This is a genomic window from Lentzea sp. NPDC037011 (assembly GCF_055607425.1).
Genome location: NZ_JBVJRT010000005.1, coordinates 178,887 through 198,512 on the forward strand (window position 1 = coordinate 178,887; position 19,626 = coordinate 198,512).

Annotated in this window: 20 protein-coding genes; 12 read left to right on the plus strand and 8 right to left on the minus strand. The window is 71.1% G+C overall.

The window, feature by feature from the left end:
• The first annotated feature begins 1 nt into the window (after position 1).
• The 3 genes from ACZ7CH_RS16310 to ACZ7CH_RS16320 are packed head-to-tail and all read left to right on the plus strand — an operon-like array spanning position 2 to position 3,080.
• On the plus strand, positions 2-886 hold the full coding sequence (locus ACZ7CH_RS16310; RefSeq protein WP_458429567.1) for a carbohydrate ABC transporter permease: 885 nt from the start codon (positions 2-4) through the stop codon (positions 884-886).
• On the plus strand, positions 883-1,716 hold the full coding sequence (locus ACZ7CH_RS16315; protein WP_360385466.1) for a carbohydrate ABC transporter permease: 834 nt from the start codon (positions 883-885) through the stop codon (positions 1,714-1,716). Before ACZ7CH_RS16310 ends, ACZ7CH_RS16315 begins: the two co-directional genes overlap by 4 nt.
• Complete coding sequence (locus ACZ7CH_RS16320; RefSeq protein ID WP_360385468.1) at positions 1,713-3,080, plus strand: beta-N-acetylhexosaminidase; 1,368 nt, start codon at positions 1,713-1,715, stop codon at positions 3,078-3,080. Before ACZ7CH_RS16315 ends, ACZ7CH_RS16320 begins: the two co-directional genes overlap by 4 nt.
• On the opposite strand, the gene ACZ7CH_RS16325 is transcribed toward ACZ7CH_RS16320, so the two are convergent.
• Positions 3,081-3,311: a PspC domain-containing protein gene (locus ACZ7CH_RS16325; protein WP_360385470.1), complete on the minus strand. Its 231-nt coding sequence runs from the start codon at positions 3,309-3,311 to the stop codon at positions 3,081-3,083. It abuts the gene before it with no gap.
• Between the two features lie 104 nt (positions 3,312-3,415).
• Between ACZ7CH_RS16325 and ACZ7CH_RS16330 the strand changes: the two genes are divergently transcribed.
• The 3 genes from ACZ7CH_RS16330 to ACZ7CH_RS16340 are packed head-to-tail and all read left to right on the plus strand — an operon-like array spanning position 3,416 to position 5,873.
• The gene (locus ACZ7CH_RS16330) at positions 3,416-4,507 is read left to right on the plus strand and encodes an XdhC family protein (protein WP_470374257.1); all 1,092 of its coding nucleotides are present in this window, start codon (positions 3,416-3,418) and stop codon (positions 4,505-4,507) included.
• Between the two features lie 8 nt (positions 4,508-4,515).
• Positions 4,516-4,755 (plus strand): hypothetical protein, encoded by a 240-nt coding sequence (locus tag ACZ7CH_RS16335; RefSeq protein ID WP_458429564.1) that lies wholly within the window; start codon positions 4,516-4,518, stop codon positions 4,753-4,755.
• Between the two features lie 26 nt (positions 4,756-4,781).
• Positions 4,782-5,873 (plus strand): CapA family protein, encoded by a 1,092-nt coding sequence (locus tag ACZ7CH_RS16340; RefSeq protein WP_470374258.1) that lies wholly within the window; start codon positions 4,782-4,784, stop codon positions 5,871-5,873.
• Here ACZ7CH_RS16340 and ACZ7CH_RS16345 read toward each other — a convergent pair.
• The 6 genes from ACZ7CH_RS16345 to ACZ7CH_RS16370 all read right to left on the minus strand — a co-directional run bounded on the left by ACZ7CH_RS16345 (position 5,857) and on the right by ACZ7CH_RS16370 (position 11,573).
• Positions 5,857-6,777, minus strand: coding sequence for an o-succinylbenzoate synthase (locus ACZ7CH_RS16345; RefSeq protein ID WP_470374259.1), 921 nt, complete (start codon positions 6,775-6,777; stop codon positions 5,857-5,859). The two genes, ACZ7CH_RS16340 and ACZ7CH_RS16345, sit on opposite strands and share 17 nt — an antisense overlap.
• Before the next feature lie 8 nt (positions 6,778-6,785).
• Entirely contained in the window at positions 6,786-7,310 is a 525-nt protein-coding gene (locus ACZ7CH_RS16350; RefSeq protein WP_360385484.1) for a GerMN domain-containing protein, read from the minus strand.
• Between the two features lie 29 nt (positions 7,311-7,339).
• Complete coding sequence (locus ACZ7CH_RS16355) at positions 7,340-8,731, minus strand: HAMP domain-containing sensor histidine kinase (RefSeq protein ID WP_360385486.1); 1,392 nt, start codon at positions 8,729-8,731, stop codon at positions 7,340-7,342.
• Positions 8,728-9,411, minus strand: coding sequence for a response regulator transcription factor (locus ACZ7CH_RS16360; protein WP_360385488.1), 684 nt, complete (start codon positions 9,409-9,411; stop codon positions 8,728-8,730). Before ACZ7CH_RS16360 ends, ACZ7CH_RS16355 begins: the two co-directional genes overlap by 4 nt.
• 96 nt (positions 9,412-9,507) lie before the next feature.
• Positions 9,508-9,936 carry a hypothetical protein gene (locus tag ACZ7CH_RS16365; protein WP_360385490.1) on the minus strand — a complete coding sequence of 143 codons (429 nt, stop codon included), beginning with the start codon at positions 9,934-9,936 and terminating at the stop codon, positions 9,508-9,510.
• Positions 9,933-11,573, minus strand: coding sequence for a DNA repair helicase XPB (locus ACZ7CH_RS16370; RefSeq protein ID WP_360385492.1), 1,641 nt, complete (start codon positions 11,571-11,573; stop codon positions 9,933-9,935). Before ACZ7CH_RS16370 ends, ACZ7CH_RS16365 begins: the two co-directional genes overlap by 4 nt.
• Positions 11,574-11,690: 117 nt before the next feature.
• On the opposite strand from ACZ7CH_RS16370, the gene ACZ7CH_RS16375 reads away from it, so the two are divergent.
• The 4 genes from ACZ7CH_RS16375 (at position 11,691) to ACZ7CH_RS16390 (ending at position 14,343) form a co-directional block, all read left to right on the plus strand.
• Positions 11,691-12,272: an LppU/SCO3897 family protein gene (locus ACZ7CH_RS16375; protein ID WP_458429561.1), complete on the plus strand. Its 582-nt coding sequence runs from the start codon at positions 11,691-11,693 to the stop codon at positions 12,270-12,272.
• A 42-nt stretch (positions 12,273-12,314) separates the two neighbouring features.
• The gene (locus tag ACZ7CH_RS16380) at positions 12,315-12,791 is read left to right on the plus strand and encodes an LppU/SCO3897 family protein (protein WP_470374260.1); all 477 of its coding nucleotides are present in this window, start codon (positions 12,315-12,317) and stop codon (positions 12,789-12,791) included.
• A 108-nt stretch (positions 12,792-12,899) separates the two neighbouring features.
• On the plus strand, positions 12,900-13,433 hold the full coding sequence (locus ACZ7CH_RS16385) for an LppU/SCO3897 family protein (protein WP_360385498.1): 534 nt from the start codon (positions 12,900-12,902) through the stop codon (positions 13,431-13,433).
• An 85-nt stretch (positions 13,434-13,518) separates the two neighbouring features.
• On the plus strand, positions 13,519-14,343 hold the full coding sequence (locus ACZ7CH_RS16390; protein ID WP_470374261.1) for an LppU/SCO3897 family protein: 825 nt from the start codon (positions 13,519-13,521) through the stop codon (positions 14,341-14,343).
• 58 nt (positions 14,344-14,401) lie between these two features.
• Here ACZ7CH_RS16390 and ACZ7CH_RS16395 read toward each other — a convergent pair whose 3' ends face one another.
• Positions 14,402-15,349, minus strand: coding sequence for an ABC transporter substrate-binding protein (locus ACZ7CH_RS16395; protein ID WP_360385502.1), 948 nt, complete (start codon positions 15,347-15,349; stop codon positions 14,402-14,404).
• Positions 15,350-15,893: 544 nt separating this feature from the next.
• Here ACZ7CH_RS16395 and ACZ7CH_RS16400 point away from each other — a divergent pair.
• Positions 15,894-19,205: a sensor histidine kinase gene (locus ACZ7CH_RS16400; protein ID WP_470374262.1), complete on the plus strand. Its 3,312-nt coding sequence runs from the start codon at positions 15,894-15,896 to the stop codon at positions 19,203-19,205.
• Positions 19,202-19,621 (plus strand): roadblock/LC7 domain-containing protein, encoded by a 420-nt coding sequence (locus ACZ7CH_RS16405; RefSeq protein ID WP_030470879.1) that lies wholly within the window; start codon positions 19,202-19,204, stop codon positions 19,619-19,621. The genes ACZ7CH_RS16400 and ACZ7CH_RS16405 overlap by 4 nt, the downstream gene beginning before the upstream one ends.
• The last annotated feature ends 5 nt before the right edge of the window (positions 19,622-19,626 follow it).

A 19,626-nucleotide genomic window follows, 5' to 3' on the forward strand; every position in this document is an offset into this window, starting at 1 on the left:
CATGACCGCCAAGGGCCAGGGGCGGACCGCGTTCGCCTACCTGGCCCCAGCGCTGCTGGTGCTGGGCGGCCTGCTGGCCTACCCGATCTACCAGCTCGTGCTCATCTCGCTCTTCGACTACGGCCAGGAGCAGGTGAGCGGTGGTGCGCCGCTGGAGTTCCTGGGCCTCGGGAACTACCAGAGGCTGCTGGGCGACCAGCAGTTCTGGACGGTGCTCGGGCAGACCGTCGCCTTCGCGGCGGTCTGCGTGGTCGGCACGCTGCTCGTGGGCGCCTTCCTCGCGATCATGGCCACGCGGGTCAGGACGTGGGTCCGCATGACGTTGTTCCTGGCGGCGCTCGGCGCGTGGTCCACGCCCGCCGTCGCCGGCTCGACGATCTGGCTGTTCCTGTTCGACGCGAACTTCGGGTTCGTCAACGAGGTCCTCGGCATCCAGGGCTTCTCCTGGACGTTCGACAGGTGGACCGCGTTCGGGCTCGTCGCCGCCCAGGTGATCTGGTGCTCGTTCCCGTTCGTCATGGTCACGCTCTACGCGGGCATCAAGGCGATCCCGGGCGAGGTGCTGGAGGCCGCGGCGCTCGACGGCGCCTCGGCGTTCCGCACGGCGTGGAGCGTCATCCTGCCGCTGCTGCGGCCGATCATCCTCGTCGTGACGATCCAGTCGATCATCTGGGACTTCAAGATCTTCACGCAGATCTACGTGATGACCAACGGCGGCGGCATCGCCGGGCGCAACCTCGTGCTCAACGTCTACGCCTACCAGCAGGCGTTCGCGGCGTCGGAGTACGGGCTGGGCGCGGCCATCGGCGTCGTGACGACCGTGCTGCTGCTGGTGGTCACGCTGTTCTACCTGCGCGCACTGCGCCGTTCCGGGGAGGCCCTGTGAAGCGCTGGCTGACCGAGGGCTTCGTCCTCGTCATCGCCGCAGTCGTGGCGTTCCCGCTGTTCTGGATGGTGCTGAGCGCGTTCAAGCCGGAGGACGAGATCATCTCGGCCGACCCGGTGCCGTGGACGACGCGGCCGACGCTCGACAGCTTCACGCGGGCGCTCACGGTCGCGAACTTCGGGCGCTACTTCGTGAACAGCATCGTCGTGGCGCTGATCGTGGTGGCGCTGAGCATCCTGATCTCGTTCCTCGCGGCGACCGCGCTGACCCGCTTCCGGTTCCGCAGCCGCACCACGCTGCTGATCATGCTGCTGGTCGTGCAGATGGTGCCGGTCGAGGCGCTGACCGTGCCGCTGTTCTTCCTGATGCGGTCGGTCGGCGACACCGTGCCGGTGTTCGGCCTGAACCACCTGGGCTCGCTCGTGCTGGTGCACCTGGCGTTCAGCCTGCCGTTCGCGATCTGGATGCTGCGCGGCTTCGTCGCCGCGGTGCCGGTGGAGCTGGAGGAGGCCGCCACCCTGGACGGCGCCTCGCGGTTCCGGTTCCTCTGGCAGGTGCTGTTCCCGCTCGTCGCACCCGGACTGGTGGCGACGTCCGTGCTGTCGTTCATCCACGCCTGGAACGACTTCCTGTTCGCCAAGACGTTCATCATCTCCGCTGTGGAGAACCAGACCCTGCCACTGGCTCTCCAGGTCTTCGTCAAACCCGACCAGAACGATTGGGGCGCGATCATGGCGGGCTCCACCCTGATGACCATCCCTGTGCTCGTCTTCTTCATCTTCGTCCAGCGCCGGCTCGTGTCCGGTCTCGCCGGGGCGGTGAAGGGATGAACCTGCTGCCACGTCCGGTGTCCTATGTGGATGGCGGAAGACTCGTCGACTACAAGGGCTGGGAGACCGTGCTCGTCGACGGTCCGCCCGGCGGTTACCGGTTGCTCTCCTCCGACGACGGCGTGCTGATCGAGGCGCACGACGCGGCGGGCGAGATGAACGCGCTGCAGACCCTGCGGCAGCTGCTCGGCCCCGGCGCGTTCCGCGCGGCGGGCGACAAGCCGCGGGTCATCCCGGCCTGCGAGGTCGTCGACTTCCCGCGGTTCGCGTGGCGGGGCGTCATGCTCGACGTCGCCCGGCACTTCCTGCCCAAGCGGGAGGTGCTGCGGTGGGTCGAGCTGCTGTCCGTGCACAAGCTCAACGTCCTGCACCTGCACCTCACCGACGACCAGGGCTGGCGCTTCGAGGTGAAGGCCTTCCCGAAGCTCACCGAGGTCGGCTCGTGGCGGGAGGACTCGCGGTTCGGCGACCGGCGCTCGGGCGGGCTGACAGGCCGTCCGCACGGCGGTTTCTACACCCAGGACGACCTGCGCGAGATCGTCGCGTACGCGGCGGCCCGGCACGTCACGGTGGTCCCGGAGATCGACATCCCCGGCCACTCGCAGGCGGCGATCGCGGCCTACCCGGAGCTCGGCGTGCACGGCGGTGGCGTGTGGACCGACTGGGGCATCAACGAACGCGTGCTCAACACCGAGGAGTCCACAGCGGACTTCTACCGGGTGGTCTTCGACGAGCTGATGGACGTGTTCCCCGCGGAGGTCATCGGGCTCGGCGGCGACGAGGCACCCGGCCACGACGGCGAGCTGGTCCGCGAGATCGCGCGGCACCTGGTGCGCAGCGGGCGGCGGCCCTACGGCTGGGACGAGGTCCTCGACTCCGCCCCGCTGCCGGCGGGCACGGTCGTGGCGTCCTGGCGCGGCGTGGAAGGCGGTGTCACGGCGGCCCGCGAGGGCCACGACGTGGTGATGTGCCCCGAGGAGTTCGTCTACCTCGACTACCGGCAGTCCGGCTCGGACGACGAGCCCATCCCGGTGGGCACGGTGACGACGCTGGAGGACGTCTACGCGTGGGAGCCGGTCCCGGCCGAGCTCACCGGTGACGAACCGGGGCGCGTGCTGGGGGCGCAGGCGAACATCTGGACCGAGCACCTCGACTCGGCCCGGCGCGTGGACTACGCGGCGTTCCCGCGCCTGGCGGCGTTCGCCGAGGTCGTGTGGTCACCGGCGGAGAAGGACCCGGAGTTCGTGCGGCGGCTGCGCGAGCACCACCTGCCGCGGCTCGACGCACTGGGGGTGGAGTACCGGCCCCTCAACGGTCCCCACCCCTGGCAACGGCTACCCGGCGTTCCCGGTTTTCCACGGTGATCACATCGCGGCGTCTTCCTCGGGCATGAGGATCCACGCGGCGACGTAGAGGACGGCGCCGGTGCCGAAGCCGAGCAGCGTGGCGGCGACCAGGACGATCCGCAGCAGCGCGGCGTCCACGCCGATCATCTTGGCCACGCCGCCGCAGACACCGGCGACCATCTTGTCGCTCCGGCTGCGCCGGAGCTTCTTGACCTTCGTCGTCGCTTCGTCGAGCACGTTGTTGTTCATGGCTCAAGAATCGTCGGTTCCGGGCGGTCGCACATCGGTGACCACCCGGAACCCGACCCTGAGTCGTACTCTGGGGGTCATGGACTCCCCGGAGGCGGTACGCCGTGCGTGATGTCCTGTTCGAGCTGGCCGACCGGGTCGCGAACGGCGAGACCGTCGGCGTCGGGACGGTGGTCGCGACGTTCAGCTCGGCACCCCGGCCGGCCGGTGCGGCGATGCTCGTGACCGGGGACGGCCAGGCGATCGGCAGCGTGTCCGGCGGGTGCGTCGAAGGGGCCGTCTACGACCTCGCGCAGACGACCGGCGAGCCGGTGCTGCAGCGTTACGGCGTCAGCGACGACGACGCGTTCGCCGTCGGCCTGACGTGCGGCGGGATCATCGACGTCTACGTCGAGAAGATCGACGCGGAGACGTTCCCGCAGCTCGGCGAGGTCGTGGACACCGTTCGCGCCGGGGAACCCGTGGCCGTCGCGACCGTCGTCGAGCACCCGGACCGCATCGGGCAGCGGATGGTCATCTGGCCCGATCGCCGCTCGGGCACGCTCGGGTCGTCCCGCGTCGACGACGCCGTCACGGACGACGCGCGCGGCATGCTCGCGAGCGGGCGGTCCGGCGTGCTCCGGTACGGCCCGGACGGCCAACGCCGCGGCGAGGGCATGAGCGTGTTCGTGAACTCGTTCGAGCCGCCGCCGCGGATGCTCGTGTTCGGTGCCATCGACTTCGCCGCCGCCATGGCGAGGCTCGGCGCGTTCCTCGGCTACCGGGTGACCGTGTGCGACGCACGGCCCGTGTTCGCGACCCGCACCCGTTTCCCCGAGGCCGACGAGGTCGTCGTCGCGTGGCCGCACAGGTACCTGCGGGCCGAGGCGCCCAAGCTCGACGAGCGGACGGTGATCGCCGTCCTCACGCACGACCCGAAGTTCGACGTGCCGCTGCTGGAGGTCGCGTTGCGGCTCAAGGTCGGCTACGTCGGCGCGATGGGTTCCCGCCGCACGCACGAAGACCGCCTGCGGCGGTTGCGGGAGGCGGGGCTGACCGAGGGCGAGCTCGGCGCGCTGGCCTCGCCGATCGGCCTGGACCTGGGCGCCAGGACACCGGAGGAGACCGCGGTGTCGATCGCCGCCGAGGTCATCGCCCTGCGGTGGAGGGGAACCGGCCGCCGGCTCGTGGACCTCGGTGCACCGATCCACCACTGAACGGCCCGGTGATCGCCGAGGTCAGCGGCGAACTCGCCGGCCAGTTCGCGGAACACCTGGCGAGCACGGCGGCTTCCGGGGATGCTGACGAGGTGGCGCAACAGCAGCATCTCCGAGTGGTTCCCGACGAGCCGATCGACCTGATCGACACGGCAGGCGTTCCGGCGTTGAAGCGCGTGCTCCCCGTCGCGGCCGGTGTACTGGCCGTCGTGCTGTTACTGGCCCTGCGACGCAGGCGGCAGCGCTGAAGCGTGCTCACCGGTGGCCGGCCCTCGTGCTGGCCGCCGGTGTCGCGCTGTCCGGGTGCACCGGCTCACCGGTCGTGCTCACCTCGGCCCCGGTGCCGCCGTGGTCCCCCTCACCGGTCCCGCCGCCGGCCCGCTCGTTCACCCTCACCGCCGGCGGCGACGTGCTGGTCCACCCGGCGCTGACCGACCAGGCGGTCGCCGACGGCGGTGCCGCGGGCCGCGACTTCCTGCCGTTGTTCTCCGGCATCCGCGACACGCTCAAGGCCGACCTGTCGCTGTGCCACCTGGAGGTGCCGCTGGGCAAGAAGGAGGGCCCGTTCTTCGGCTACCCGTCCTTCCTCGCCCCGCCGGAGGTCGCGAAGGGCCTGGTCGACGTGGGCTACGACGCGTGCTCGACCGCCTCGAACCACACCCTCGACCGCGGCGTCTCCGCGATCACGACGACGCTGGACGCGATGGACGCGGTGGGGCTCAAGCACACCGGCTCGTACCGCACGCAGCAGGAGTCGGCCACACCCCTGATCCTCGACGCGAACGGCGTGAAGGTCGCCCAGCTGTCGTTCACCTACGGCTTCAACGGCATCCCGCTGCCCCAGCCGTGGCGCGCGAACCAGATCGACGCCGACAAGATCCTCGCCGACGCGCGCGCCGCCCGCGCCGCCGGAGCCGAGGTCGTCGTGCTGTCCGTGCAGTGGGGAAACGAGTACCAGCACGCCGTCACCGCCGAGCAGAAGGCACTGGCCCGCCGGCTGCTGGCCGACCCGGCACTCGACCTGATCATCGGCACGCACGTGCACGTCGTGCAGCCGTTCGAGAAGATCGGCACCAAGTGGGTCGCCTACGGCCTGGGCAACGAGGTCGCCCGGCACGCGGAACCCCGCGGCGTCACCGAGGAGGGCGTGGTCGCCCGCTTCCGCTTCGAACAGGGCCCGGCCGGCTGGTCCGTCACCGAGGCCTCCTACACCCCGACCCTGGTGGAGCTCGGCCCGCCGATCCGGCTGGTGGACCTGACGCGGGTGCCCGCGACGGAACGGCGGACGCAGGCGGTCAGCCGCACCGAGGAGGTCGTGTTCAGCCTCGGCGCCAACCAGCACGGGCTGGTCAGAGGGAAGCCCTGACCCGTTCGAACCGCTCCGTCCAACGCCGGTCCACGACCTCGAACTCGCCGATCCGGTCCGGCACCGGCGCCTTCGCCGGCACGCGCAGGTAGCCGTTCTCCGGCTTCAGCGACTCGCTCGTCACATCGCCCTGGAACAGCTCCACCGTGGCGAGCCCGCACGCGTGGTCGAGCTCGGGCAGTGCCGCGGCCAGCGCGATGCCCGCGGCCATGCCGACCGACGTCTCCAGCGCCGACGACACCACGCACGGCAGCCCGCACGCCTCGGCGATCTCCAGCGCCCTGCGGACGCCGCCGAGCGGCGCCACCTTGATCACCGCGATGTCCGCGGCGCCCGCGACGGCCACCTTGAGCGGGTCCTCTGCCTTGCGGATCGACTCGTCGGCGGCGATCGGGACGGTCGTCCTCCTGCGCACCTCGGCCAGCTCGTCGAGCGTGCGGCACGGCTGCTCCACGTACTGCAGGCCGCCGGCCGCGCGGTCCATCGCCTTGATCGCCCTGACCGCCGTGTCGACGTCCCACAGCATGTTCGCGTCGACCCGGACGTGCCCCTGCGGCCCCAGCGCGTCCCGGACCGCCTCAAGCCGTGCGCAGTCCTCTTCGAGCGTGCTCTCGGCGACCTTCACCTTGGCCGTCGCGCACCCCGACCTCGTCACGATCTCGTGCGCCCGCTCCGGACCGACGACGGGCACGGTGCAGTTGACCGGCACCCTGTCCCTGAGCGGCCGCGGCCACCCCTCGTACGCCGCCTCCAGCGCGCACCGCAGCCACGGCGCCGCCTCCTCGTCGTCGTACTCCTCGAACGGGCAGAACTCACCCCACCCCGCCGGCCCCTCGACCAGCACGCCGGTGCGGGTGGTGATGCCGCGGAACCGGACGTTCATCGGGATCGAATAGACGTGCACCGCCCGATTCAACCGCACCGGCGCCCCTCCAGCGAATGCCCGCCGCCGCGCAGGTGCACCGTCCCCACCGCCTGCACGGCGAGCAACGTGCACACGATCTGCCTGACCGCGTTCCGGCTCAGCAACGACACGTCCGTCGACACCGTGACGTCCAGCCCGCTCTCCACCCGGTCGACCGTCGCGGGCGCCGCGTCGAACGGCACCTCCGTGCTCAGCCCGCGCTGCTGCTCGTCGCCGCTGGGCCCCTGCGCGAGCAACGCCACGACGTCGCGGCCGGTGAGGCTGCCCTGGTCGCGGGCGACGGGCACGACCTGGCCGGCCGCGACCCAGTAGACGGACGGGGAGGGGTTCTCGACGGGACCGCTCGGGGCCTGCAGGCCCGGGATGACGCCGGTGGGGCGGATGCCGCAGGAGGCGAGGACCGCGACCGCGAGCACGGCCAGGATCGTCGGCGCGAGCTTGCGCAGGCGTCCCCTCGCAGGGGACCCCCGTTTTCCATTCTTCCAGCCGGCACCGACAGTTTTCGGGCTCACACCGGACTCCCAGCCGGCAGCTCCCCGGCTCACGCCGCACCCCCGGCCCGCAACGGCTCCCCGACCGGCAGCCGCAGCGTGAACACCGCACCACCGCCGGGCCGGTTCGCCGCCGTCAGCGTGCCACCGTGCAACCGCGCGTTCTCCCATGCAATCGCGAGCCCCAGCCCGCTGCCCTCCGACCGCCCCCGAGCCGAGTCGGCTTTGTAGAACCGCGCGAACACGTGCGGCAGCACCTCCTCCGCCAGTCCGGGCCCGGAGTCCGCCACCTCGATCACCAGCCACGACCCGTCGACCGCCAGCCGCACGGTGACGGGCGGGGCGCCGTGCCGCACCGCGTTGCCCACCAGGTTCGCCACGACCACGTCCAGCCGCCGCGGGTCGAGCCGGGCGCGCACCCCGTCGGGCAGGGTGGCGGTCACCTCGAAGCCGCGCAGCCGCAGCGTCGCCCGCACGACCTCGGCCACGTCCACGTCGTCGAGTGCCAGCGCGGCGGTGCCCGAGTCGAAGCGGGTGACCTCGATCAGGTCGTTCACCAGCCGCGTCAGGTTCTGCGTCTCCCGGTTCACCAAGCGCGCCGCCTGCCCGGCCACGCCCGGCAGTGCCGCGGTCTCCGCGTCCAGCACGTCCGTCACCGCCGTCATCGCGGCCAGCGGCGTCCGCAGCTCGTGCGACACGTCGGCCACGAACCGGCGGGCGTCGGCCTCCATCCGCCGCAGCTCGCCGACGTGGTGCTCCAGGGAGGCGGCGGTGCTGTTGAACGTCGAGGCCACGTCCGTCAGCTCGTCCCTGCCGCGCACCGGCACCCGTGCCGACAGGTCGCCCTGGCCGAGCTGGAACGCCGCCATCCGCAGCGCCCGCACCGGCCGCAGCACGCCCTGCGCGGCCAGCAGGCCCAGCGCCAGCGCCAGCACGAGGCCCGCGCCGCCGATCAGCCACGCGTTGCGGGCCAGCTCGTCGATCACCTCGGCCTCGCTGGTGAACGGGCGCAGCGCGTAGACCTCGATGCCGGACTCGCCACCGCCGGACACCCGCAGCTGCATCCCGATGACCAGCCACACCCGGCCCGCGTGCGACACGCGCTGCCAGCCGACGTAGCCGAACGACACGTGCCTGCGCAGCTCCGGCGTGATCACCGAGGGGTTCATCGAGCCCGCCGTGACGCCGTGCGCCGTGGCCAGCGCGTCGCCCTCCCGGCCGGACACGCGGGCCGCGATGCGCTCCAGGACCAGCGCGTCCACCGGGCGGGCGGGCAGCGGGTAGAGCTGCTCGACCCGGTTCGTGGTCTCGGTGACGGCCCGGTCCTGCGCGCGTTGCACGATCGCGTCGCGGGCCCGCACGTACCCGGCGCCCGCGACCGCCACTGCGGTGAAGACGCTGATGAACGCGAACGAGAGCAACAACCGCAGGCGCAGCGTCACAGCGGTCCGAACCGGTACCCGAAGCCGCGCACGGTCTGCACGTACACCGGTGCCGCCGGGTCGTCCTCGACCTTCGAGCGCAACCGCTGCACGCACGCGTCGACCAGCCGCGAGTCACCGAGGTAGCCCTGGTCCCACACGCTCTCCAGCAGCTGCTGCCGCGACATCACCCGGCCCGGCGCCGCCGACAGCTCCAGCAGCAGCCGCAGCTCCGTCGGCGCCAGCGCCACGGGCCGGCCGAGCCGGGTGACCACGAGGCCGTCGCGGTCGATCGTCAGGTCGCCGTACCGCTCGGTCTGCACGCTGGGCTGGCTGACCGCGAACCGCCGCAGCACCGCCCTGATCCGCGCCTCCAGCACGCGGGCCTGCGCCGGCTTGGCCACGTAGTCGTCCGCGCCCGCCTCCAGGCCCGCGACCACGTCGATGTCGTCGTTGCGGGCGGTCAGCATGATGATCGGCAGGTCGCCCGCGGCCCGGATGCGGCGGCACACCTCGAACCCGTCCACGCCCGGCAGCATCAGGTCGAGCACGACCACGTCCGGGTTGTCGCCCCTGGCCAGGAGGTCGAGGCCCTCCTCGCCGGTGCGCACCGCCGTCACCGCGTGGCCCTGGTAGGTCAGGGCCAGCGACAGTCCTTCCCGGACCGCCTCGTCGTCCTCGATCAGCAGTACGCGCGGCATGTCCTCCAGCCTTCCGGACGGGTCTCATGAGGACGTCCGTGCGACGTCATCGTTGCGCAACGACCGCACGGGCGCAGCGGGCGCAGTGGGCGCCGATCAGTCCAGTGCGGCGGTGTGGCGCAGCTGTTCGGGGGTCGGGTCGGCCCGCAGCACGGCGAGCGCCGCCGCGAACCGGTCGAAGCGCCGGTCCAGGTCGGCGAGCTCGCGGGTCGGTTCCGCGACCAGCGCGGCCCGGCCCGGCTTCGCGGGTGCCAGTGCGAGCGCGGCGCGGACCGGCACCGAGCGGCGCAGTGCCACCAGCAGCGTCCACAGCCGCCGCTCGACCAGCGCCACCCGCACCGGGTCACCGGTCACGGCGAGGAAGTCGGTGCGGGCGGCGGTGGCGCGGCGGAGCTGTTCGGGGCACGTGAAGTCGGTGGACCGGACGACCTGGGCCTCGGGTGCGGCGGCGGCGAGCGACCGCTCCGACCGGAACCGGCCGCGGGGCGGGGGTGCGGCCGGGTTCCACATCCACCAGGTCGTCATCCGACCAGGTCGTCCGCGTCGACGATCTTGTACGCGTACCCCTGCTCGGCCAGGAACCGCTGCCGGTGCGCCGCGTACTCGGTGTCGAGGGTGTCCCGCGCGACCACCGAGTAGAAGTGCGCCTGCCGTCCGTCGCCCTTGGGCCGCAGCAGCCGGCCGAGGCGCTGGGCCTCCTCCTGGCGCGACCCGAAGGTGCCGCTGACCTGCACCGCCACCGATGCCTCCGGCAGGTCGATGGAGAAGTTGGCGACCTTGGACACGACCAGCGTGCGCAGCTCGCCCCTGCGGAACCGGTCGAACAGCTCCTCGCGCTCCTTGTTCTTCGTCGACCCCTTGATCACCGGCGCGTCGAGCTCCTCGCCCAGCTCGTCGAGCTGGTCCAGGTAGGCGCCGATCACCAGGGCGGGCTCGCCGGGGTGCCGCTCCAGCACCCGCCGGACCACCGGGATCTTCGTCCGCGCCGTCGAGCAGAGTTTGTACCGCTCCTCCGGCTCGGCCGTCGCGTACAGCAGCCGCTCGTTGTCCGTGAGCGTCACCCGCACCTCGGTGCACTCCGCGGGGGCGATCCAGCCCTGCGCCTCGATGTCGCGCCACGGCACGTCGTACCGCTTCGGCCCGATCAGCGAGAAGACGTCGCCCTCCTGCCCGTCCTCCCGGACGAGGGTGGCGGTGAGCCCGAGCCTGCGCCGCGACTGCAGGTCCGCGGTCATCCGGAACACCGGTGCCGGCAGCAGGTGCACCTCGTCGTAGACGATCAGGCCCCAGTCCCGCGAGTCGAACAGCTCCAGGTGCTTGTACTCGCCCTTCGACCTGCGCGTGATCACCTGGTAGGTCGCGATGGTGACCGGCCGGATCTCCTTGCGCTCACCGGAGTACTCGCCGATCTCCTCCTCGGTGAGGCTCGTGCGCGCGATCAGCTCCCGCTTCCACTGCCGCCCAGCCACGGTGTTCGTGACCAGGATCAGCGTGGTGGCCTGCGCCTCGGCCATCGCCGCCGCGCCGACCAGCGTCTTGCCCGCGCCGCACGGCAGCACCACGACCCCGGAGCCACCGGCCCAGAACGCCTGCGCCGCGAGCCGCTGGTAGTCGCGCAGCTTCCACCCGTCCTCGGCGAGCTCGATCGGGTGCGCCTCCCCGTCGACGTAGCCCGCCTGGTCCTCGGCCGGCCAGCCGACCTTGAGCAGCAGCTGCTTGAGCCGGCCGCGCTCGCTGGGGTGCACGATCACGGTGTCGTCGTCGATGCGCGCCCCGAACATCGGCGCGACCTTCTTGTTCCGCAGCACCTCTTCGAGCACCGCGCGGTCGGTGGTGGCGAGCACCAGGCCGTGCGCCGGGCTGTTGCTCAGCACGAGCCGCCCGAAGCGCCCCATCGTGTCCACCACGTCCACCAGCAGCGGCTGTGGCACCGGGTACCGGCTGAACCGCACGAGCGCGTCCACCACCTGCTCCGCGTCGTGCCCGGCCGCGCGGGCGTTCCACAACGCCAGCGGCGTCACGCGGTACGTGTGCACGTGCTCCGGCGCCCGCTCCAGCTCGGCGAACGGCGCGATGGCCGTTCGCGCCTCATCGGCCAGCGGGTGGTCTACCTCAAGCAGCAGCGTCTTGTCCGACTGCACGATCAGGGGGCCATCGGTCACCTGCCCAGTCTCCCTGACGGTGCCAAATGCGCTGCTGTCGCCATCACGGCGGACGCGGGAGCGGGCAACTGTGAGCCGACACACCGAGCCAACACCCCGTGTCGTACGTTCTCGCGCATGAGCACCGAGTCGACTGATCCCGTCGAGCCCACCGCGCAGCCACCCGCGGCCGAGGCGGAGTCCGACGAGTCGCCCAAGGGCAAGAACAGCTGGCTGAAGTTCGTCATCGTCGGCGTGCTGGCGGTGGTGCTGGTCGGCGGTGGCGTGTTCGTGTTCACGCAGATGGGCGGCCTGAACGCGGGCGACTGCGTGAGCGCGTCGCCGCAGGACGTGGACAAGCCGGACGGCGAGTGGAACGTCAGCTCGCAGGGCTGCGGCGACCAGGAGGCCACGCACAAGGTGGCGAAGGTGCTGGGCAACGCGGACGACCCGTGCCCGGACGAGGGCATCTACGAGCCGGTCAAGTCGGGCGGGGACTCGCTGTGCCTCATGCCGAACCTGGCCGAGGGCAACTGCTACACCTCCAGCGACGACGGCGCCTTCAAGAAGGAGGCGTGCACCGTCGAGTCGCCGGTGAAGATCGTGAAGAAGGTCGACGGGCTGCCCGAGGAGGGCACGGTGTGCCCGGAGGGCTCCAGCGAGCTGCGGTTCAGCGAGCCCGCGTCGGTCTACTGCATGGGTGTGCACGAGAACGCCTGATCCGGTGATCAGCCGGCTCGGACGGCTGCCGATACCCAGGCCATGAAGAAGGTCGGCCTGGGTGTCGCTGCCGTCGTCCTGCTCGCGTTCGGCGGCCTGCTGGTCGTCGACCAGCTCCAGTCCGGCCCGAGCGCGCACGTCGGCGACTGCGCGCGGATCTCCGGCGGTCAGGACGACCCGGTCTACCAGGCGCTGGCGTGCGACGAGGGCGGCGCGACCGTCAAGATCGCCAAGATCCTGCCGCGCGACGACAGCTGCCCGTCCGGCGGCATGGACTACTCGACGTTCACGGGCGAGTCGACCTTCTGCCTGATGCCCAACTTCCACGAGGGCGCCTGCTACGGGCAGGACCGCGAGACCGGCATCGCCCAGGTCGACTGCGCCACCAGGGACTCGGTCCGGGTCGTCAAGGTGCTCACCGGCAGGACCGACCGCTCTGCCTGCGGGGATGCGCGCGCGGCGGTGTTCCCGGAGCCCGCCACGACGTTCTGCCTCGAACGCGGCGACAAGCAGCCGTAACGTTTTCGCAAAGCGCCAGCGGTGTCCGCTTCCGCCTGGCAGCCTCTGCTCCGGCCTTGTCGGGGGGCACGGGCCGCCCGAGGTTGAGCGGAAGCGAGAGAACAGCACATGAGCACGGAGCAGGTTGCGCCCATCGCAGGGCCGCAGCCCGAGGCGAAGAAGCCGAGCGTTCTGAAGAAGATCCTCGGTTACGTCGTCGGTCTGGTCGTCGCGGCCGTCGCGATCTACGCGTTCAACTACTTCACGAACGACGACGCGCAGGCGAAGGTGGGGGACTGCGCCCACATCACCGGCACGACGAACAACCCGGACTACAAGGCGGTCGACTGCGCGTCCGCCGAGTCCAACTACGTCGTCGGCCAGGTGTCCGGGGTCTGCAAGGGCGACTACGTCGAGTACAGCCACTCGCAGCGCCGCGGCCCCAAGACCAAGCTGTGCCTGGCGCCGGTGCTCGTCGAGGGCACCTGCTACGCCGACGACGGCGACAACGTGAACCCCAAGGTCGTCGGGTGCGCGGAGACCGCCACGTTCAAGGTCACCAAGGCGGTCAAGGACGCCGCCGCACCGGAGTGCGCGGAGGGGGAGAAGGCCTACGCCTTCCCCGAGGCCAAGCTGAACTACTGCATCGGCACGCCCGCGTAGCAGCAGGCCGGACCACGGGGAGACCGGAGTCGCGACCGCGCGGCTCCGGTTTCCCTTTTGCGCGCCCCCGTCGGAGAGGAACCCAGTGACGACGCCCCACCACCCGCAGCAGCCGGGCCCGTACGGCCCGCCTCCCGGCGGCCAGCCCCCGCAGCCCTACGGCCAGCAGCCGTACGGGCAGCAGCAGCCCCATGGTCAGCAGCCCTACGGCCAGCCCGTCCACGGTCAGCAGCCGCAGCCCTTCGGCACCCCGCCGGGCCAGCCTGGCTACGGAGCCGGCCCCTACGCGCAGCCCGGCCCGTACGGCCCGCCACCCGGCCAGATGCCTCCCGGCATGCCCGGCCAGCCGATGCCGTACGCCCCGCCGCCCAAGCCCGGCGGTGCCGCGGGCAAGGTCATCGGCGCCGTGTTCGTGGTGCTCGTGCTGGTCGGCGGGTTCATGGTGCTGCGCGGCGTGTTCGGCAGCAGCGAGCCGTCGGCCAAGCCGGGCGACTGCGCGAACATGACCGGCACGACCATCAGCCCGAACTACAAGAAGGTCGACTGCGGGTCGCCCGAGGCGAACTACATCATCGCCAAGGCCTCGAAGGACACCTCCGACGCGTGCCCGAGCAAGGAGTACGCGTCTTACCACCAGTCCGGCCGGCGCAAGGAGACGCTGAAGCTGTGCCTGGTGGAGAAGCTCGAAGAGGGCCGGTGCTACGAGGACCCGATGGCGGGCATCAGCCTCGCGGGTCCGAAGGCGATCGACTGCTCCAAGGGGCAGAACAGGTACTCGACCCAGAAGTCCTACAAGGTCGACAAGGTGGTCAGGCAGGCCTCCGCGGACTGCGGCGAGAGCACGCCCGTGTCCTACGCCGAGCCGGCGCCGGGCCTGACCTACTGCCTGAGCGCACTCGCGGAGAAGTGACCGAACGACGGAGGGCGGGTCACCGGGGGTGACCCGCCCTCCGCCGCTGGGAGAAGCGCTAGTTGATCGTGCCCGGTGGCAGCAGCTGCTGCACGTCCAGACGACCGGACAGCACGTCCTCGGTGTCCATCATGTCCGCCACCCGCTGGAGCCGGACGGGGTTCAGCGACAGCGGGAACGTGCCCACCGACACGAGCGCCGCGGTCGGCGCGTCCACGTCGGCGTAGGTGGTCAGCGAGTCCTGCACGGCCAGCTTGTTGGCCTGCGCGCGCTGCTGCGCCTCGCGGAGCACCTCGCGGAACGCCTTGAGCGTCTTCGGGTTCGCCTCGGCGAACTTCTTGGTGGACGCGTACCCGGACATCGGGAAGTCCAGTGTCGGGCCGCGCGCGGTGTCGGTGAGGATCTTCGCGCCGATGTTGCGCTGCGCCTTCGTGATGAACGGCTCGATCATGAACGCCGCGTCGACCTTGCCCGACTTCAGCGCCTCCTCCATCGCGCCGAAGGGCATCGGGCGGAACTGGATCTTGCCCCGCTCGACCGCGGCGGTGCCGAGCACGGCCTTCGTGGTCAGCGAGCCGATGTCGGTCTCGCTGTTCACCGCGATGATCGGCGACGGCCGCTTGCCGGGGTCGTCGTAGTCCGAGTTGGCGGGCGTGACCAGCGCCATCGAGTTCGGGCCCGCCTGGTAGGCCTCGCCCTGCAGCTGCAGCTCGCGGTTCTTCTCCGTGGTCGAGGCGACGGCCGAGAAGAAGCTGACGTGCGTCGCCCACGTGAGGTCGAGCGTCGTGTCGAGCTGGCCGATGGCCTCGGACTCGTTGGTCTGCGGGACCAGCGTGACCTGCAGGCCGTACTTCTCGAACAGCTTGTCGGTCAGCGCGATCCGCAGCGGGGCCACGTCGACCACCTGCGCGACGCCGATGCGCAGCGCGGTGCGTTCCAGGTCCGCGCCACTGCCGCTCGACGAACTTCCGAAGAGGCTGCAGCTCGCGGTCAGAACGCATGTCATGAGCACTGCGACAAGCCGCAGAGCGTTGGCTCGGGTAGCCATGGCACCTCTCGCCGGTTGGCCTTGAGTAGCATCAAGTTGATCAGTGAGTGTCGCCACAGGCCGGCCGTCCGCAGTCCCAACAGGGCGTTCGGACGGTCATGAGGCATGCCGACAACCGGGGATGTTAACCACCTGAACGTATGAAACGACACCCCGTCTCGACACGGTGAGTGCTTCTGGAGACTTCCCCCGAGCGGGGGCTGACCATTACGCTCCCGGCCGGGTGGCACAGGTCGTGTAGACCGGGGTGTCTGTGGACGGGGTAGGGCGCCTCAGCGGGCGAACGACCTCTGTGCTGCAATTCCGCCCGTTTGACGAGTCCATGCTCGGTCCTGGGGAGAGACCGGGACACTGCTGCTGGAAGAGGAAGCCCAGAGTGGCCCGACGTGAGAGAGGTCCCAGCCAGTTTGGCGTGGGTGACACCACACGCTCCGAAAGGCCCGAATCGGGTGACGGACTGGCTGCACAGGGTGACGGCCTGCTGACTGCGACACCCGCCGTGGTGAAGCGGGACGTCGGAACCGGCCCCGGACCTGCCCGATCCGCGGGCTGGCGCCTGCGCAACTGGCGGCTGCGCACGAAGCTGCTCGCCGTCCTGCTCATCCCGACGATCTGTGCGCTCGCCCTGGGTGGCTTGCGCGTCCGCACAGACCTCCAGGACGCGACGGAGTTCAACAACCTCGCGAACCAGATCCGCCTCGAGACGGCGGTCGCCGACCTGGTGCAGCAGCTCCAGCGCGAGCGCGACCTCTCGGTCAGCTACGTCGCCTCGAACAGGAAGCTCGACCGGGTCGTCCTGGACCGCCAGCTCCGCAGGGTGAACGACACCAGCCAGACGTTCAACAACCGGATCTCGGAGCTCGGCTCCGACATGAACCCGGCCGCCGTCGAGCGCTTCCAGGTCGCCTTCAAGCAGCTCGACCGCCTCAACAGCCTCCGCAACTCGGTGCGGGAGACCCTCTACCCCGCCGAAGCCGTCCAGCGGACCTACTCGGAGTCCATCGAGACGCTGATCAGCCTCGGTGAGCAGACGATCTCCGAGATCAACGACCCCGAGCTGGTGCGCCTGCACCTGACGACGAACGCCATCGCGCGCATCAAGGAGCAGGAGTCGCTCAAGCGGGCCATCCTCCTCGACGTCTTCCAGCGCAAGGCGTTCACGCCGTCCCAGCTGCGCTCCCTGCAGGCCGCGGACGCCGAGCTCGAAGCCGCCCGCAACGACTTCCGCAAGGCGGCGACGCCGGAGCAGGCCAAGATCTACGACGACACCGTCACCGGCCTGATCGTCGACACCGCGAACGACATGCAGGAATCGGCCATCAACCAGCAGGCCGGCACCAAGGACTTCACGACGCTGACGTCGGAGAAGTGGGACATCGCCGCCACGCTGACGGTCAACCTGACCCGCGACGTCGAGAACCTGCTCCTCGAACAGCTGCAGGACCGGACCGACGAGCTCACGGGCGCCGCACGCACCCGTGCCTACGTCGAGTCCGGCGTCGTGCTGGCGGTCCTCGCGCTCGCACTGCTGATGGCGTTGTTCGTCGCCCGCTCGATCCTCAGCCCGCTGCGCACGCTGCGCCGCACCGCCCTCGACGTCGCCGACCACGGGCTCCCCGACGCGGTCGAGCGCATCCTCGCCGACCCGAACCCGGAGAACGCGGCGAAGACCGCCGTCGAGCCGGTGCCGGTGCACACCCGTGAAGAGGTCGGCCAGGTGGCGCGCGCGTTCGACGCGGTGCACGGTGAAGCGGTGCGGCTGGCCGCCCAGCAGGCCCTCCTGCGCGACAACGTCAACGCGATGTTCGTCAACCTCTCCCGCCGCTCTCAGGCCCTGGTCGAGCGCCAGCTGAACCTGATCGACCGGCTGGAGCAGGACGAGCAGGACCCCGACCAGCTGGCCTCGCTGTTCGAGCTCGACCACCTCGCCACCCGCATGCGGCGCAACTCGGAGAACCTGCTGGTCCTCTCGGGCACCGACCTCTCGCGGCGGCTCACCCGCCCGGTCCCCGCGGCCGAGGTGCTCGGTGCGGCGGTCTCCGAGGTCGAGCAGTACGCCCGCGTGCAGGTCGGCCAGACCCCGGACCTCACGGTCCAGGGCCGCGCGGTCAACGACCTCGTGCACCTCATCGCCGAGCTGCTGGACAACGCCACGGCGTTCTCCGACCCGGTCACCAAGGTCACCGTCCGCACGGCGAAGACCCGCAAGGGCGAGCTGGCGATCGAGATCCAGGACCGCGGCGTCGGCATGGGCGACCAGGAGATCATCGACGCGAACGAGCGCCTGGCGGACCCGCCGGACGTCGACGTCGCCGTCTCCCGCCGGATGGGCCTGTACGTGGTCGCGCGGCTCGCCAAGCGCCACGACATCAAGGTCCGCCTGCGCGGCAACGAGGACATCGAGGGCGGCACGACCGCGCTCGTGATCGTGCCGGAGACGCTCATCGCGACGCCGGGCCAGCCGATGCCCGCCGCCCCGCCGTCGGGCTCCGGTGGCCTCGCCTCCGCGTTCGGCATGCAGCCGCAGGCGGAGCTCACCACCGAGTTCGGCGGCACGGCCCACACCGGTCCGACCGACTTCGGCCACACCCCGGCCCCCGCCACGACGACCACGGCCAGCAGGGCCAGCGGCATCGCGGGTGCGTTCGGCGGTGCCACCGGGGCCGTGCCGCGCATCGATGACTCGAGCCCGAGCATCCCGGTCAGCTTCGTGCCCAGCTCGCTCACCGACACCGGTGCGGGCGCCACGGCGGTGCCGGTCTACCAGGACCCGCCCCCCGCGGAGGACGTCACGCCGTCGGAGCGCTGGCGCCGCGACCAGCTCGCCGCGGTGGAGCCGGAGGGCTCGTTCGGCGAGCCGACGCTCTTCACGGCCTACGAGGACCGCGACGAGGAAGACGGCGAGATCTCCTTCGAGCCGGGCTACGAGACGACGCAGTTCGTCCCGATCCCGCCGGTGGACGAGCCGCCGTCGACCAACGGCGTCTCCCGCGCCCCCGTCGAGCCCGAGCTCGCGCACCGCAACGGCACCTCGGAGCCGTCGCGCAGGGCGATCGAGCACGACCTGGACGCCCCGACCGAGCGGCTGCCGATCTACGAGGCGGTCCTCTCGCAGTGGTTCCAGGCCATCGGCAGCGAGACGTCGGCGTCCACCGCCCAGCCGGTTCCGCCCGCGGCGGCCGGCGGGCCCGCGGCACCCGCGGGCAAGGTCGAGGCGAAGCTCAACGGCTCCAGCGCCGGCGGCGTCGAGTACATCGACGAGCCGCCGACGACCCCGCCTCTCTCGGACGGACCGGAACCGGAGCTCCCGACCCGTACCCGCAAGCCCGTCCCGGCGGTGGCACCCACCACCACGTCGGCAGCCGGTCTGCCCGTGCGCAAACCGCGCGCGAAGGTGCAGCCGCCGGTCGAGGAAGCAGTAGTCGCCCCCGCCGAGCAGGAGCGAGTTGTGGAACCGGAGCCCGTCGTGGAGGAGACTCCAGCGGCGGTACCCACTTCCGAGTCGGCTTGGCAGTCGCCTGCCGACGAGGGATGGCAGGCGGCTCAGGCGTTGTTGAACAAGACGCCGGAGTCGAAGACAGCGGCAGGATTGCCGAAACGGACACCGAAGGCTCAGCTCGTGCCAGGATCTGCGGCACCCACGCCGCAGGCCGCGTCACAGACAGCGCAGCGCCCGCCGCTGCCGCCCCGTTCCGCCGATGCGGTGCGCGGGCGCATGTCGAGCCTGCAAAGTGGTGTCCGGCGAGGCCGGCACGCATTGATCGAGGCATACGCTGGTGACCAGTCGAGCCGGCAGAACGAGGAGCAGGAGTGACGACCGCAGCGCAGCCAGGCAGCTTTGGTTGGCTTATCACCGACTTCGTGCGGAGGGTGCCCGGCGTGGCACATTCCGTCGTGGTGTCCGCGGACGGGCTGTTGCTCGCGGGGTCCCAGGGGCTGCCCCGGGACCGTGCAGAGCAGCTCTCCGCCGTCGCGTCCGGGCTGGTCAGCCTCACACAGGGTGCTGCCCGCTGCTTCGAGGCAGGCGGGGTCAACCAGACCGTCGTCGAGATGGAGCGGGGATACCTGTTCCTCATGTCGATCAGTGACGGCTCGTGCCTTGCCGTCCTGGCGGCACCCAACTGCGACATCGGCCTCGTGGCCTACGAGATGACGCTTTTGGTCGAGAGAGTCGGTCAACAACTCACCCCGGAGCTGCGCGCGCAGCTCCAGGGTGTGGTCCGCCGCTAGACCTC